General features: G+C 66.6%; 16 protein-coding genes. All 16 read right to left on the minus strand.

Features of this window, described 5'->3' with window-relative positions:
- Positions 1-6: 6 nt before the first annotated feature.
- Positions 7-366 carry a 50S ribosomal protein L22 gene (gene rplV, locus B5F85_RS03670; protein ID WP_087314507.1) on the minus strand — a complete coding sequence of 120 codons (360 nt, stop codon included), beginning with the start codon at positions 364-366 and terminating at the stop codon, positions 7-9.
- A gap of 14 nt (positions 367-380) precedes the next feature.
- Positions 381-641: a 30S ribosomal protein S19 gene (rpsS, locus tag B5F85_RS03675; protein ID WP_072374173.1), complete on the minus strand. Its 261-nt coding sequence runs from the start codon at positions 639-641 to the stop codon at positions 381-383.
- A gap of 30 nt (positions 642-671) precedes the next feature.
- Complete coding sequence (gene rplB / locus B5F85_RS03680) at positions 672-1,508, minus strand: 50S ribosomal protein L2 (RefSeq protein ID WP_087314509.1); 837 nt, start codon at positions 1,506-1,508, stop codon at positions 672-674.
- A 137-nt stretch (positions 1,509-1,645) separates the two neighbouring features.
- A complete protein-coding gene (gene rplW, locus B5F85_RS03685) occupies positions 1,646-1,948 on the minus strand; it encodes a 50S ribosomal protein L23 (protein WP_087314511.1) in 303 nt (100 codons plus the stop codon).
- Entirely contained in the window at positions 1,948-2,574 is a 627-nt protein-coding gene (gene rplD / locus B5F85_RS03690) for a 50S ribosomal protein L4 (RefSeq protein WP_087314513.1), read from the minus strand. The genes rplW and rplD overlap by 1 nt, the downstream gene beginning before the upstream one ends.
- A 37-nt stretch (positions 2,575-2,611) precedes the next feature.
- Positions 2,612-3,232 (minus strand): 50S ribosomal protein L3, encoded by a 621-nt coding sequence (gene rplC, locus B5F85_RS03695; RefSeq protein WP_087314514.1) that lies wholly within the window; start codon positions 3,230-3,232, stop codon positions 2,612-2,614.
- A gap of 573 nt (positions 3,233-3,805) precedes the next feature.
- On the minus strand, positions 3,806-4,417 hold the full coding sequence (locus tag B5F85_RS03700) for a histidine phosphatase family protein (protein ID WP_087314516.1): 612 nt from the start codon (positions 4,415-4,417) through the stop codon (positions 3,806-3,808).
- Position 4,418: 1 nt separating this feature from the next.
- A complete protein-coding gene (gene thrH, locus B5F85_RS03705; RefSeq protein ID WP_087314518.1) occupies positions 4,419-5,018 on the minus strand; it encodes a bifunctional phosphoserine phosphatase/homoserine phosphotransferase ThrH in 600 nt (199 codons plus the stop codon).
- A gap of 146 nt (positions 5,019-5,164) precedes the next feature.
- A complete protein-coding gene (locus tag B5F85_RS03710) occupies positions 5,165-6,691 on the minus strand; it encodes a hypothetical protein (RefSeq protein WP_087314520.1) in 1,527 nt (508 codons plus the stop codon).
- Positions 6,692-6,886: 195 nt separating this feature from the next.
- Positions 6,887-7,195, minus strand: coding sequence for a 30S ribosomal protein S10 (gene rpsJ / locus B5F85_RS03715; protein ID WP_072374151.1), 309 nt, complete (start codon positions 7,193-7,195; stop codon positions 6,887-6,889).
- A 39-nt stretch (positions 7,196-7,234) separates the two neighbouring features.
- Positions 7,235-9,331 (minus strand): elongation factor G, encoded by a 2,097-nt coding sequence (gene fusA, locus B5F85_RS03720; protein ID WP_087314522.1) that lies wholly within the window; start codon positions 9,329-9,331, stop codon positions 7,235-7,237.
- Positions 9,332-9,355: 24 nt separating this feature from the next.
- Positions 9,356-9,829: a 30S ribosomal protein S7 gene (gene rpsG / locus B5F85_RS03725; RefSeq protein WP_087314524.1), complete on the minus strand. Its 474-nt coding sequence runs from the start codon at positions 9,827-9,829 to the stop codon at positions 9,356-9,358.
- 42 nt (positions 9,830-9,871) lie between these two features.
- Complete coding sequence (gene rpsL, locus B5F85_RS03730) at positions 9,872-10,243, minus strand: 30S ribosomal protein S12 (RefSeq protein ID WP_087218496.1); 372 nt, start codon at positions 10,241-10,243, stop codon at positions 9,872-9,874.
- Between the two features lie 369 nt (positions 10,244-10,612).
- Entirely contained in the window at positions 10,613-11,431 is an 819-nt protein-coding gene (locus B5F85_RS03735; protein WP_087314526.1) for a DegV family protein, read from the minus strand.
- The gene (gene accD / locus B5F85_RS03740) at positions 11,419-13,140 is read right to left on the minus strand and encodes an acetyl-CoA carboxylase, carboxyltransferase subunit beta (RefSeq protein WP_087314528.1); all 1,722 of its coding nucleotides are present in this window, start codon (positions 13,138-13,140) and stop codon (positions 11,419-11,421) included. The genes B5F85_RS03735 and accD overlap by 13 nt, the downstream gene beginning before the upstream one ends.
- A complete protein-coding gene (gene accC / locus B5F85_RS03745; RefSeq protein WP_087314530.1) occupies positions 13,133-14,470 on the minus strand; it encodes an acetyl-CoA carboxylase biotin carboxylase subunit in 1,338 nt (445 codons plus the stop codon). Before accC ends, accD begins: the two co-directional genes overlap by 8 nt.
- Positions 14,471-14,500: the final 30 nt, after the last annotated feature.

Consider the following 14,500-nt stretch of genomic DNA (forward strand, 5'->3'; position numbering starts at 1 on the left):
CTTTCCCTACGCCTCCTTTCGAGGAGCGACGACGACGGTGATGTGGCTCATGCGCTTGTTGATGCGAGAAGCGGAGCCCTTGGCGCGCGGACGGATGCGCTTGAGCGTCGGGCCCTCGTCAACGTAGGCGAGCTTGACGACGAGCGTGTCCTCGCGCAGGCCGTTGTTGTTGACGGCGTTGGCGATCGCGGAGCGCAGGACCTTGGCGACATCGACGGAGGCCGCGCGGGTCGAGAACTGCAGGACCTCGAGGGCCTTCTCGACGGGGAGGTTGCGGATCAGCGAGACGACGGCGCGAGCCTTGCGAGGGGCGACGCGGACATACTTGGCCGTCGCGCGGACCTCGTTGGTGTTGTTCTGAGGCATGTTAGCTCCCTACCCTACTTTTCCTTGTGACCACGGAAGGTGCGGGTGGGGGCGAACTCGCCCAGCTTGTGCCCGACCATGGACTCGGTGACGTACACGGGCACGTGCTTGCGGCCGTCGTGGACGGCGATCGTGTGACCGACCATCTCGGGGAAGATGGTCGAGGAGCGCGACCAGGTCTTGATGACCTCCTTGGTGCCGGCCTCGTTCTGAGCGGCGACACGCGCGAGGAGGCGAGTCTCCACGAACGGGCCCTTCTTGAGACTTCTGCTCATGCTTTCTATCTCCTACTACTCGTGTTGCGACTACTTGGACTTGCGGCGACGGATGATCAGGCGGTTGGAGGCCTTCTTCGGGTCGCGCGTCTTGTAACCCTTCGTCGGCTTGCCCCAGGGCGTCACGGACGGACGGCCGGAGGTGTGGTTCTTGCCCTCGCCGCCGCCGTGCGGGTGATCGACCGGGTTCATGACCGTACCACGAACGGTCGGACGGACGCCCTTCCAGCGGTTGCGGCCGGCCTTGCCGATCACGATGTTGGAGTGCTCGGCGTTGCCCACCTCGCCGATGGTGGCGCGGCAGGTGAGAAGAACGCGGCGAAGCTCGGAGGAGGGCATGCGCAGGACGGCGTAGCCGTTGTCCTTGCCCATGAGCTGCACGGAGGTGCCGGCGGCACGAGCCATCGCGGCGCCCTTGCCGGGCTGGAACTCCACGGCGTGAACCAGGGTGCCGACGGGGATCTCAGAGAGCGGCATGCAGTTGCCGGGCTTGATGTCGACGTCCTTGGTGCCGGAGTAGACCACGTCACCCACGTGCAGGCCCTCGGGGCACAGGATGTAGGCCTTGGCGCCGTTGGCGTAGTGGAGCAGCGCGATGCGGGCGGAGCGGTTGGGGTCGTACTCGATCGTGGCGACCTTGGCCGGCACGTCGTCCATGCGGCGCTTGAAGTCGATCTTGCGGTACTGACGCTTGTTGCCGCCACCCTGGTGACGGGTGGTGATGCGGCCGTTGTTGTTGCGGCCGGCCTTCTTGGGCAGGGGCTCGAGAAGCGACTTCTCGGGCTTGGTGCAGGTGATCTCGGAGAAGTCCGAGACCGTCTGGAAACGCCTGCCGGCGCTCGTGGGCTTGAGGTGCTTGACTGCCATTGACTCTTTCCCTTCGTTTCCGTTGGCCGTCCCGCTCAGGGAGTGGCGGGCGACACCGGATTACCACGGTACCGCGCGTATCCATCACACGCGGCATAGAAGCCCGGCCCCTTTCGGGGCGCGGGCGGAGTGCCGAGCTACTCGGCGGCCTGCTGGCTGCCGAAGATCTCGATCGTCTCGCCGGCGGCGAGGGTCACCACGGCCTTCTTCCAGGAGCGCGTGGTGCCGGGGTTCTGGTAGCGGACGCGCTTCTTCTTGCCGGAGACGTTCATGGTGTTGACCTTGACCACGTGCACGTTGAAGAGCTTCTCAACGGCGGCGGCGATCTCCTCCTTGGGGGCGTTCTTGGCCACCTCGAAGGTGTACTTGCCCTGCTCCATGAGGTCGAAGGAACGCTCGGAGACGATCGGGCGGATGATCACGTTGTAGACGGAGTTCATTATGCGAGCACCTCCCCGAGCTGCTTGGCGATGTCGGCGGTCATGACGAGCGCGCCGTTGTCGATGAGGTTGCGGGTGTTGGCCTCGGAGACGCCGATAACGTTCACCTTCTGGAGGTTGCGGAAGGAGAGGTAGGCGTTGACGTCATCGTCGGAGACGACGACGGTCACGCGCTTCTCGGCGATGCCGAGGGCGGCGAGAAGGGCCACGGCCTGCTTGGTCGAGGGCTTCTCGAAGGAGAGGCTGTCGACGAGGACGAGCTCGCCGTCGGCGACCTTGCCGGAGAGCACGGAGCGCATGGCCAGCTTGACCATCTTGCTGTTGATGCGCTTGGCGTGGCTGCGCGGGGTGGGCCCGAAGATCACGCCGCCGCCGGTCCACTGACCAGCGCGGATGGAGCCCTGGCGAGCGCGGCCGGTGCCCTTCTGACGATAGGGCTTGACGCCGCCGCCGGAGACCTCGTGGCGGTTCTTCACGGAGTGGGTGCCCTGACGAGCGCAGCTCTCGATGGCAACCACGGCCTGGTGAATAACGGGGATGTTCGGCTCGATGCCGAAGACGCCGTCGGCGAGCTCGGCCTCGGCGACCTGAGCCCCCTCGACGTTCTTGATTGCGTACTTGGACATTCTGTCCTCCTTGTTAGCCTAAGAGTTTTCCTGGCACTTAGGCCATGCGGATCTGGACGAGAGCGTTCTTGCCGCCGGGGACAGCGCCCTTGACGAGCATGAGGTTCTGCTCGGCGTCGATGCGGACGAGCTTGAGGTTCTTGACCGTCACGCGAGCGTCGCCCATGTGGCCGTACATGTGCAGGCCCTTGCGGACGCGCGCGGGGTAGGCGCACTGGCCGATGGAACCCGGGCGGCGCTGGTTGCGGGAGCCGTGGGTCATGGGGCCACGGGAGAAGTTCCAGCGCTTGACGGTGCCCTGGAAGCCCTTGCCCTTGGAGGTGCCGATGACGTCGACGGCCTTGACGTCGGCGAAGTCAGCGACGGTCACGACGTCGCCGGTCTTGTGCTCCTCGCCGTTCTCGACGCGGACCTCGCGCAGGTAGCGCATCGGCTCGACGCCGGCGGCCTTGAAGTGGCCGGCCATGGGCTTGTTGACGTGCTTGGCGGAGATGTCTCCGAAGCCGATCTGGACGGCGTCGTAGCCGTCGGTCGCCTTCGTCTTGACCTGCGAGACAGTGCAGGGGCCAGCCTGGATGACGGTGACGGGCACGACGTTGTCGTTCTCGTCCCAGATCTGCGTCATCCCAAGCTTGCGGCCAAGGATCATGCTGACCATGCTCTTTCCTAACCCTCAGTGGTCATGGGCTATTTCGGACGCCCCTTGCGTCCGTCCCCAGAGGACCACGTCCTGTATCTGCTGCTCCGTGGGCACGGCATAGCTGTCCCCATTAGCGCAGCCTGTCTAGTCTACACGCGCATACGCGAATTCACAATGTCTACGCAAAAGTTTTGTGGCGTCTGAGCTGGGGCTCGACTTTCCGCGGCGCCGGGCGTATCCATTCCCGAGGCGAGGCTCTTCTCCTGGGCCGTCTCGCTTCTCTGTCCCTGCATCGAGTGCGGTCCGGGCCGCACTCGTTCGCCGCACTCGATGCCGTCCCGCGAGAGGGTGGGCGCACTTGAGGGGCCGACCGCCCAAAAACGGCCGCACTTCTCGACCGCACTCATGAGTGCGGCCGCACTTCTCTGCAACACCCGAGACGCGGCCCGCACTTCTCAGCCCCCGCATCGAGTGCGGTCCGGGCTGCACTCGTTCGCCGCACTCGATGCCGTCCCGCGAGAGAGTGGGCGCACTTGAGGGGCCGACCGCCCAAAAACGGCCGCACTTCTCGGCGTGACAATTTAACCTGTCCTAATTGTCACGCCGCTGGTTCACGATCTGCTCGCACGCAAATGCGCGCGTCGCGGAGTCGAACTCGTAGACCAGAACGCAGCAGTTGCCGAGGTGGACGTCCTGCGGGCAGCGCGCGAGCGGCTCCCAGGCGCGCTTGAACTGAAGCGTTGCCGAGCCGTGGCTCACCGCGAGCACCGTTTGCGCACGCGAGGAGAGCATGAGCCCGGTTATCGCGCCCACGATGCGCTCCCGCAGCGCGGCGCTCCCCTCCCCACCGTACGGCACGAGCGCCTCGCCGGGATCCCAGAGCTCGGCGGGGACGTCGGCAGCAGGGCCGCTCTCAAAGGGGCCGTAGCTCCGCTCGATCAAGCCGTCGACAGGCTCCACTTCCGGCGCGGGCAGCCCGGCCGCCGCCAGCTCCTCGCGCACAATCTCCGCTGTGGCGAGCGCACGCCCGAGCGGGGACGAGAAGATCCTCCCAAGGCGCGGCCCCTGCGCGGCGAGCCACGCCCCCGCAGCGTGGGCCTGGGCGACCCCGAGCTCGGTGAGCGGCGAGTCGCAGTGGCCCTGCACGCGGCGCTGCAGGTTGAACTCGGTCTGACCGTGCCGCAAGATGTAGAGACGCGGCATGCTAGAGGGCCTCCGTGATGGCGGCGAGCAGCTCGTCGTAGGACTCGAGCGCCGGAAGGTCGGGGTTGGCCTCCTGGATCGCTACCGTGCTCCTAAAGAGGAAGCCCGCCTTGCTTGCGCGGATCATGGCAAGGTCGTTGAAGGAGTCGCCCGCAGCGATGGTCTCATAGCCGCAGGACTGGAGCGCGCGGACGGTCGTGAGCTTGGAGTTCTCGCAGCGCATGACGTGACGGACGATCTCGCCGGACGGCGCCACCTCGAGCGAGTTGCACATCAGCGTGGGCCAGCCGAGCTTGCCCATGAGGGGGCGCGCAAACTCCTCGAACGTGTCGGAGAGAATGACGACCTGCGTGCGCTCGCGCAGCGCGTCGAGAAACGCGCGCGCCCCGGGCAGCGGGTCGATGCGGGAGATGACGTCCTGGATCTGGCGCAGGCCAAGGCCGTGCTCGCGCAGGACGCCCAGACGAAACGCCATGAGCTTGTCGTAGTCCGGCTCGTCGCGCGTGGTGCAGCGCAGCTCGGGGATGCCCGACTCGTCAGCGAACGCGATCCAGATCTCCGGCACCAGCACGCCCTCAAGGTCCAGGCACACTATGTTCATAAGACACCCTCCAACGACGCCGTTCTTCTCGCCATACTAGCGTGCGGGAATAGCGCAATGCAACGCAAGCTGTGGCATGGCACCACCCGTGAAACAATCGTCGCGCCCAGACGAAGCACGCCGGTCTCTTTGGAAGACGGGGATCTCTAGATCGGATTGAAGGAGCCGCCATTGGCGCTGGAGTTCATGTCCAGACTTTCCGCATAGGACCGCATCTCGGCGTACTGCTCACGCTGTAGGGAGCTGCCGCTATCGTACTGAAGGTCGGTCGCCAGGTAGACGACGTACTTCTTGTCCTCGCTCAGGCCCGCGACGAAGGAGGCGGGGATGTCCGCGTAGGCATTGTCCCCCCAGTCGAACGCCTCGAGCGTGAAGACCCTCCCGCCGTAGCCCGCCTCCAGAGCCTTCGAGTAGCTAAAGACGAGGGTGGTGGAGTCGACGGCCTCGATGTGCCACAGACCATCCTCGACCTGGCTTCGAGGCATATAGAGGTTAAAGTGGTCAGTGGAGAGAAGCGCGAGGCCGTCTGTGAGGCGAAGCGTAATGTTCGAGGCAATGTCATAACCGGCGGTCGAACCCGCCCCATCAGAGTCGTCGTGAGATGTGGACGCATCCGAGCCGTAGGAGGAGCCCGACGAGGCTCCCGCGCTCTTCTCAGCGTCGCCATCAAGCAGCTCGTCTGCCTCGAAGTCCTCGTACTCAAGGCTCTGAGCGTCGGTCACCCGAATCTCATCCCCGAGAATGGTGTAGTAGTTGAGGCCGTCACGCACCCTTCCGTAGGGCTTGCCTCGGAACAGGCAGTGGTCCACCTCCTCATCCCCCGCTGCATCGGCGTCAAAAACATGACGATAGGGCTTCTCGTTGGATGCCTCGTAGAGCACGCCCCCATCGTAGATGACCACGTCGACCGTGTCCCGTATCTCCCGCTCGAGCCCCACGTCCTCGAGGGCGTCCTCGCCTGCCCGCAGCACCAGCAGCTTGTCTGAGACCAAATACACGTCATCGCCCTCCGCGAGGAGCAGCGACTCATCGTAGCGATCGCGCGCCTCCTCTACGATGACCGCCTCGGTACCGTCGAGACCGCACCTCAAGAGGGCACCGTCCTCGCCGAGCACGACAAGCGAGCCATCGGCAACGACGTAGTCCCAGACGCCGCTCATCAGCCCCTCTTCGTCGCCGCCGTCGACGGGCGCACCGTACAAATCGCCCTCCACGAGATAGATGATCCCCTGGGACGTCACCCAAAAGTCCTCAATGCCGCCCTGCGCAACAAGAAGCTCCGCATCCTCCGCATCATCCCTGGCGTCCATGCGGTAGATGCCGCCGTCCGTGGAAACGTACAGAACGCCGTCGAGCGCAGCGAGGCGACGGACGTCGTCATCAAAGGCGCCGGCGTCCTCAAGCTCCTCGAGCCCGCCGTTACGCGCGATCGAAGCCACCCGGAGCCCCTCGTCCTCTCCCCAGAAAAGGTAGTCATCGACGAACTCGACATAGGCAGATGCGCGGCCCTCGACCTCGGGGGCCTCATCGGAGACCTCCGCAGCCTCCTTGGACGACGCGTCCGACACGGCCTGCCCGCTGCATCCCGCAAGCCCCACAACAAGCCCGGCGCCAAGAAGGGCGCACAGCGCGAGAAGGACAAACGCGGCGTTCGGCCTAGTCGGACGTCTCATGGCTGCCCCATTCACTCAGTTTCCAACGGCAGCCTATCACATGCCTCGTCGTCCTCTTGCTCGCACCCGCACTCATAACGCCAGGCGGCACCAGACCTCGTCCTGACGGAACGTCGCGGGGCCAAAGTGGCGGCGAGAAAGAAGAACGCCCCGACCTCCTTGGAAGGTCGGGGCGCCCAAACCGTGCGTTAGAGACTAGAGCTTGATCTCGATGTCCACGCCGGCCGGGAGGTCAAGACGCATGAGCGAGTCGACCGTGGAGGGCGAGGGGTCGAGGATGTCGATGAGGCGCTTGTGGGTGCGCATCTCGAACTGCTCGCGGGAGTCCTTGTCCTTGTGCGGCGAGCGGATGACCGTGTAGAGGTTGCGCTCGGTGGGCAGGGGGATGGGGCCGGACACGCGGGCACCGGTCTTCTGAGCGGTGTCGACGATGAGCTTCGCGGACTGATCAACGACCTCGTGATCGTAGCCCTTGAGGCGAATCCTGATCTTCTGGCTTGACACTTTGTACCTCCAAATGAGCTAGGGCTCGTGGTCGTTGACTTAAGAAGCGCTTCCGCCGTTCTTGGCGACGATCTCGTCACGGATGTTCTTCGGGACGGGCTCGTAGGAGTCGAACTGCATGGTGTAGCTCGCGCGACCCTGCGTCTGGGAGCGAAGGTCGGTGGCGTAGCCAAACATCTCGCCCAGGGGCACCTTGGCCTTGATGACCTTGGTGTCGCGACGATCCTCCATGCCCTCGATCTTGCCGCGGCGGGAGGAGAGGTTGCCCATGACGTCGCCCATGTACTGCTCGGGCGTCTCGACCTCGACCTGCTCGACGGGCTCGAGGAGGATCGGGTCGGACTTGCGCAGGGCCTCCTTGATGGCCATGGAGCCGGCGATCTTGAAGGCGGCCTCGGAGGAGTCGACCTCGTGGTAGGAGCCGTCGATGAGCTTCACCTTGATGTCGACGACCGGGTAGCCGGCGATGACGCCGCTCTCGAGCGCCTCCTGAATGCCCTTGTCGATGGAGGGGATGTACTCCTTCGGGATGACGCCACCGACGATGGCGTTCTCGAACTCGTAGCCCTTGCCCTCCTCGTTGGGCTCCATGTCGATGATCGCGTGACCGTACTGGCCGCGGCCGCCGGACTGGCGGACGAACTTGCCCTCGGCATGCATGACGGCCTTGCCGGCGGTCTCGCGGTAGGCGACCTGGGGCTTGCCGACGTTGGCGTCGACCTTGAACTCGCGACGCAGACGGTCGACGATGATCTCGAGGTGCAGCTCGCCCATGCCGGAGATGATGGTCTGGCCGGTCTCGTGGTCGGTGTGGACCTGGAAGGTCGGGTCCTCCTCGGCGAGCTTGGCCAGGCCCACGGACATCTTGTCCTGCTCGGCCTTGGTCTTGGGCTCGACGGCGACGGAGATGACCGGGGTCGCGAACTCGATGGACTCGAGGATGATCGGGTGCTTCTCGTCGCAGAGGGTCTCGCCGGTGGTGGTGTTCTTGAGGCCGACGCAGGCGACGATGTCGCCGGCGAAGCAGGCGTCACGGTCAACGCGGTCGTTGGCGTTCATCTCGAGGATGCGGCCAAGACGCTCGCGGTTGTCCTTGACCGAGTTGTAGACGTAGGAGCCCGCCTCGGCCTGGCCGGAGTAGACGCGGATGTAGGTGAGCTTGCCGACGTAGGGGTCGGTCATGATCTTGAAGGCGAGGGCCGCGAAGGGCTCCTTGGCGTCGGCGTGACGGACGTCGGGCTCGCCCTTGAGGTTGGTGCCGTCGATCTCGGCGACGTCGAGCGGGCTCGGGAGGTAGTCGACGACGGCGTCGAGCAGCTCCTGGATGCCCTTGTTCTTGTAGGCGGAGCCCACGAAGACAAGGTTGAGCTCGCCGGCGATGACACCCTTGCGCAGGGCCGCCTTGAGGTCGTCGACGGAGATCTCGGCCTCCTCGAGCACGGCCTCCATGATCTCGTCAGAGAAGTTGGAGGCGGCGTCGAGCAGCTCCTCGCGCTTCTCCTGGGCGAGGTCGGCGAACTCCTCGGGGATGGAGTCCATGACCTCGGGGTAGATCATGCCCTTGGAGTCCTCCTTGAAGTCCCACGCGGTCATGGTGACCAGATCGATGAGACCCCAGAAATTGGACTCGGAGCCCATGGGGATCTGCGCGGCAACGGCGTTGGCGTGCAGGCGGTCCTTCATGGTGTCGATGGCGTGGAAGAAGTCGGCGCCGACGCGGTCATACTTGTTGATGAACGCGATGCGGGGGACGCCGTAGGTGGTCGCCTGACGCCAGACAGTCTCGGACTGCGGCTGGACGCCGGCGACGGCGTCGAAGACCGCGACCGCGCCGTCGAGGACGCGCAGGCAGCGCTCGACCTCAGACGTGAAGTCAACGTGGCCCGGGGTGTCGATGATCTGGATGACGTGGTCCTTCCAGAAGCACGTGGTGGCCGCGGAGGTGATGGTCACGCCGCGCTCCTGCTCCTGAACCATCCAGTCCATGGTGGCGGCGCCGTCGTGGACCTCGCCGATCTTGTGGGTCTTGCCGGTGTAGTAGAGGATGCGCTCCGTCGTGGTGGTCTTGCCCGCGTCGATGTGGGCCATGATGCCGATGTTGCGGAGGTCCTCAAGCTTGTACTTGGGCTTAGCCATGTGGCAACTCCTCGATCTCGCGGACTAGAAGCGGTAGTGAGAGAAGGCGCGGTTGGCCTCGGCCATCTTGAAGAGGTCCTCGCGACGCTTCACGGAAGCGCCGACGCCGTTGGAGGCGTCGAGGATCTCGTTGGCGAGGCGCTCGGACATGGTCTTCTCCTTGCGGGCGCGCGAGAAGTTGACCATCCAGCGGATGGCGAGCTGGGTGGAGCGGCGGGAGTTGACCTCCATGGGCACCTGGTAGGTGGCGCCACCGACGCGCTTGGGCTTGACCTCGAGGGTCGGGCGGATGTTGTCCATGGCCTTCTTGAAGACGGTGAGGGCGTCCTCGCCGGACTTCTCGGCGACGATGTCGAAGGCGCCGTAGACGACGCGCTCGGCGGTGGCCTTCTTGCCGTCGAGAAGGACCTTGTTGATGAGCTGGGTCACGAGGCGGTTGTTGTAGACGGCATCCGGCTGAATCTCGCGACGGTGGGTCTTAGATGCACGACGCGGCATGTTTGTATCTCCTCAGATCTTAAGGTGCGTTTACGTGACGGACTACTTGGGGCGCTTGGTGCCGTAGCGGGAGCGCGCCTTCTGGCGGTTCTGCACGGCGGCGCAGTCGTAGGCGCCACGGATGATCTTGTAGCGGACACCGGGGAGGTCGCGGACGCGGCCGCCGCGGATCAGCACGATGGAGTGCTCCTGGAGGTTGTGGCCCTCGCCGGGGATGTAGGCCGTGACCTCGATGCCGTTGACGAGGCGCACACGGGCGACCTTACGAAGGGCGGAGTTCGGCTTCTTGGGGGTGGTGGTGAAGACGCGGGTGCACACGCCGCGCTTCTGGGGGTTGTGCTGCAGGGCTGCGTTCTTGGACTTCGACTTGACGCTCATGCGTCCGTTGCGAACGAGCTGGTTGATAGTAGGCAAAGTTCTCTCCTTCTATACCTATCGACGTGCCTTTTTGTTGTATTCAAGGGCCGAGCAGCACCTCTGCCCCGGATTGACGCGACGTTGAACTCTACGCGCATGGCTCCCTGTTGTCAAAACGCCACGGAGCCGGGCGTATCCATCCTCCACGTAAAGTTCACGCGGGCGAGAAGAACGTGCGGCGACCGGACTGTTCTTCTCGGCAGACCGTCCGGAAGCCGCACGTTCCCGAGGCGCATGCGGGTTCCGGACGGTCCGGGAGCCCAAAGTGACCGGAAGCCGCACGTCCGAGAAGAGCGTGCGGGTTCCGGACGGTTCCCAAGTCCAAACCGTCCGGAACCCGCACGAAGGCGGACTGTCGCAGAGACGCTATGCCCAGGAGAGGCCCACGGCACCGAGGCCGAGGTGCTCGGCGAGGACCGGGCCGCCGTCCTTCACGCGGACGCGCGCCTCCGGGAAGCGGGCGCGCACGGCGAGAAAGACCTCGCGGGCCTCGACGCCACGCGGGCCGAAGTGGGAGATCACGAGGTCGGTGGTGCCGTCGGGCACCTGCTCGGCCATCACGGCCGCCATGCCGCGGGCGCCGCGGCCGTCATCGAGCTGCTTGATGCCGCCCTCGTGCAGGCACATGACCGGATAGCGGTTGAGCTTGGTCGCGACGGCGCGGCGGATGGCGCCGAGGCGGCCGCTGCGGGAGAGCGCGTCCATGTTGGGCACGCTGAAGACGATGCGCGTGTCGCGGCGCAGGGTCGCGAGGTCGGCGAAGACCTCCTCGAGCGTGCAGCCGCCGTCGGCGAGCGAGCGGGCGCGGCGGACGAGAAACTCGAGCGCGCCGGCCGTGACCCAGGAGTCCAGGACGGCAAGGTTCTCGCTCGCGAGGTGGGTCGCGGCGTCCTCGGCGCTGCGGAACGCGCCGGACAGGCGCGAGGAGATGGTGACGCAGAGCACGTCGTTGCCCTCGTCGAGCAGGCGCTTGAAGACCTCCTCGAAGACGGAGGTGCGCACCGCGTGGGTGGCGACGTGATGGCTGCCCGAGAAGAGCGCGGCGTAGTCGCCGCCCTCGCCGACGAAGCTCTCCTCGTGCCAGGTGGCGTCGACGGTGTAGGTCATGGGGACGACGGTGACGCCCAGCTCGGAGGCCTCGGCGCGGGTGAGGCCACAGGTGGAGTCGGTGACTATTGCGAGCATATGCGGTTTCCTCCCATTGCGCGGAACTTATCGTAACGACGGCTGACCAGCTCCTCCGCGGAGAGTCCGGAGAGCTCGTCGAGGGCGATCTCGACCTCGCGCATCATATCATGCGCGATCTCTGCGTGGGTGAGGCCGAGGTCCGGCACCATACCGTCGACAAGACCGAGCTCGACGAGGTCGCCCGCCGTGATGTGCAGGGCGGCGGCCGCCTCGTCGGCGCGCTTGGTGTCCTTCCAGAGGATCGACGCGCAGCCCTCGGGGCTCACGACGGAGTAGGCGGCGCTGCCGAGCATGTAGACGCGGTCGGCGAGGGCCAGGGCGAGCGCGCCGCCCGAGCCGCCCTCCCCCACCACGACGCTCACGATCGGCGTCTTGAGCCCGCTCATCTCCACGAGGCTCGAGGCGATGGCCTCGCCCTGGCCGCGCTCCTCTGCACCGATGCCGCAGTAGGCGCCCGACGTGTCCACGAGGCACAACACCGGGCGGTGGAACTTCTCGGCCTGGCGCATGAGGCGCTGGGCCTTGCGGTAGCCCTCGGGGTGGGCCATGCCAAAGTTGCGGCGCACGCGCTCCTTGGTGGTGTTGCCGCGCTCGATGGCAACGACCGTGAGCACGCGCCCGCCCTTCCAGCCGATGCCGGCGACGACGGCCGCGTCGTCGGCGAAGAGGCGGTCGCCGTGCAGCTCGACAAAGCCGTCGAGGCCGCGCTGGGCGAGCTCGAGCGCCGTCGCGCGGTCGGTGGAGCGGGTGAGCTTGACGATGTCATAGGCGCTCTGGGGCTCCGGCGCGCGCCTCGGGCGGGCGCCGCGACGGCCGCGCGGCTCCTCGTGGGCGAGCGCGTGCGGGGCGCCCGCGGCCGGGACCTCGCCCTTGTGGAGGGCGAGGAGCTCGGCGAGGGTGGCCGCCAGGTCCTTGCGCTCCACGATGAGGTCGCAGAACCCGTGCTCGAGCAGGAACTCGGAGCGCTGAAAGCCCGCGGGCAGCTTCTTGTGCGTGGTCTGCTCCACCACGCGCGGGCCGGCAAAGCCGACGAGCGCGCCGGGCTCGGCGATGATGACGTCGCCCTCCATCGCAAAGCTCGCGGTGACGCCGCCGGTCGTGGGGTCGGTGAGGACGGTCAGGTAGAGCAGGCCGGCCTCGGAGTGGCGCCGCACGGCCGCGGAGACCTTGGCCATCTGCATGAGCGAGGTCGTGCCCTCCTGCATGCGCGCGCCGCCGGAGACGGTGAACCCCACGACGGGCAGGCCGAGCTCGCGGGCGCGCTCGAAGGTCCGCGTGATCTTCTCGCCCACGACCGAGCCCATCGAGCCCATCATGAAGTCGGCGTCCATGAAGAACAGGGCGCACGCATGCCCGCCGATGGTGCCGCGGCCGCACACGACGGCGTCAGCCTCGTGGCTCTTCTCGCGCGCGGCCTCGAGCTTCTCGGCATAGCCCGGAAACTCGAGGAAGTCCGTAGCGGCGAGCCCGCGGTCCCACTCCTCGAAGCTCCCCTCGTCGACGGTGATGCGCATGCGCTTGCGCCCGGAGACGCGCAGGTGACGACCGCAGCGAGGGCAGACCTCGAGGCTCTTCTCGAGCTTGTCCTGGTCGATGACGCGCCGGCACCCGGGGCACTTGACGAGGACGTGGCGCTCGGGGAACTCCGGCGAGGCCTCGGTCATGGGCCCCTCGAGGGCGTTGACGCTCTTCTCGCGCTTACTCATAGAGGTGCTCCATCAGGTTGGTGTGATAGTTGCCGGAGACGAACTCGGGGTTGGAGAGGATGTCGAGGTGCAGCTCGCTGTTCTCGGCCACGCCCTCGACCACGAGCTCGCCCAGGGCCGAGCGCATCTTGCGGATGGCCTCCTCGCGCGTGGACGAGCACACGATGAGCTTGCCGAGCAGCGAGTCGTAGTACGGCGGCACCACGGCGCCCACGTAGAGCGCGGAGTCAAAGCGCACCTGCGGGCCGCCCGGGACGTGCAGCATCGTGATGTCGCCGCAGGACGGGAGGAACTCCGGGGTCTCGGCGTTGATGCGGCACTCGATCGCGTGGCCGGTGATGGCGATGTCGTCCTGCGAGAAGGGCAGCTCGGCGCCGGCGGCCACGCGCAGCTGCCACTTGACGAGGTCGATGCCGCTCACGAACTCCGTGACGGGGTGCTCGACCTGCAGGCGCGTGTTCATCTCCATGAAGTAGAAGCTGCCGTCGTCGGCGTAGAGGAACTCGATCGTGCCCACGCCCACGTAGCCCACGGCGCGCGTGAGGTCGCGGGCGGCCTTGTGCATGCGCTCGCGCACCTCGGGGTGGGCGTCGAGGCACGGCGCCGGGCTCTCCTCGATGAGCTTCTGGTTGCGGCGCTGCACGGAGCACTCGCGCTCGCCGAGGCTGACCACGTTGCCGTGGGCGTCGGCCAGGACCTGCACCTCGACGTGGTGGGCGGGCGAGACGAACTTCTCCATGTAGCACTCGCCGTCGCCGAAGGCGGCCTCGGCCTCGGCGCGCGCCTCGGTGAAGGCGCGGCCCGCGTCCTCGGGGCACTCGACCTTGCGGATGCCGCGGCCGCCGCCGCCCGAGCGGGCCTTGATCAGGACCGGGCAGCCGATGCGCTCGGCCTCGGCCACGGCCTCCTCGGCGCTGCCCAAAAGGTCGCAGCCGGGAACGATGGGCACGCCGGCCCCCCGCGCGGTGCGCCGGGCCGCGTCCTTGTCGCCCATGCGCTCGATGACCTCGGGCGCGGGGCCGCAGAACACGAGGCCGCAGTCGCGGCACTCGCGGGCGAAGTGCGCGTTTTCCGAGAAGAACCCGTAGCCGGGGTGGATGGCCTTGGCGCCGGACTGCAGGGCCACGGTGAGGATGGCGTCCTCGTTGAGGTAGCTGTCCGCCGGGCGGGGGCCGCCGACGCAGTAGGCCTCGTCGGCGAGCGCCACATGGAGGGCCTCCGCGTCCGCAGTGGAGTACACCGCCACGGTCTTGACGCCCATCTCCTTGCAGGCGCGAATCACGCGGACGGCGATCTCGCCGCGGTTCGCAATGAGAATCTTGTCGAACATCGTCGCCTCCTGGCGTGCCGCGCAAAAGTG

The organism is Olsenella sp. An293 (assembly GCF_002159495.1).
GTDB lineage: Bacteria > Actinomycetota > Coriobacteriia > Coriobacteriales > Atopobiaceae > Thermophilibacter.

Bases quoted from the DNA above. Each gene is read 5' to 3' on its own strand.
- rplV (WP_087314507.1), bottom strand. From the start codon at position 366: ATGCCTCAGAACAACACCAACGAGGTCCGCGCGACGGCCAAGTATGTC.
- rpsS (WP_072374173.1), bottom strand. From the start codon at position 641: ATGAGCAGAAGTCTCAAGAAGGGCCCGTTCGTGGAGACTCGCCTCCTC.
- rplB (WP_087314509.1), bottom strand. From the start codon at position 1,508: ATGGCAGTCAAGCACCTCAAGCCCACGAGCGCCGGCAGGCGTTTCCAG.
- rplW (WP_087314511.1), bottom strand. From the start codon at position 1,948: ATGAACTCCGTCTACAACGTGATCATCCGCCCGATCGTCTCCGAGCGT.
- rplD (WP_087314513.1), bottom strand. From the start codon at position 2,574: ATGTCCAAGTACGCAATCAAGAACGTCGAGGGGGCTCAGGTCGCCGAG.
- rplC (WP_087314514.1), bottom strand. From the start codon at position 3,232: ATGGTCAGCATGATCCTTGGCCGCAAGCTTGGGATGACGCAGATCTGG.
- B5F85_RS03700 (WP_087314516.1), bottom strand. From the start codon at position 4,417: ATGCCGCGTCTCTACATCTTGCGGCACGGTCAGACCGAGTTCAACCTG.
- thrH (WP_087314518.1), bottom strand. From the start codon at position 5,018: ATGAACATAGTGTGCCTGGACCTTGAGGGCGTGCTGGTGCCGGAGATC.
- B5F85_RS03710 (WP_087314520.1), bottom strand. From the start codon at position 6,691: ATGAGACGTCCGACTAGGCCGAACGCCGCGTTTGTCCTTCTCGCGCTG.
- fusA (WP_087314522.1), bottom strand. From the start codon at position 9,331: ATGGCTAAGCCCAAGTACAAGCTTGAGGACCTCCGCAACATCGGCATC.
- rpsG (WP_087314524.1), bottom strand. From the start codon at position 9,829: ATGCCGCGTCGTGCATCTAAGACCCACCGTCGCGAGATTCAGCCGGAT.
- B5F85_RS03735 (WP_087314526.1), bottom strand. From the start codon at position 11,431: ATGCTCGCAATAGTCACCGACTCCACCTGTGGCCTCACCCGCGCCGAG.
- accD (WP_087314528.1), bottom strand. From the start codon at position 13,140: ATGAGTAAGCGCGAGAAGAGCGTCAACGCCCTCGAGGGGCCCATGACC.
- accC (WP_087314530.1), bottom strand. From the start codon at position 14,470: ATGTTCGACAAGATTCTCATTGCGAACCGCGGCGAGATCGCCGTCCGC.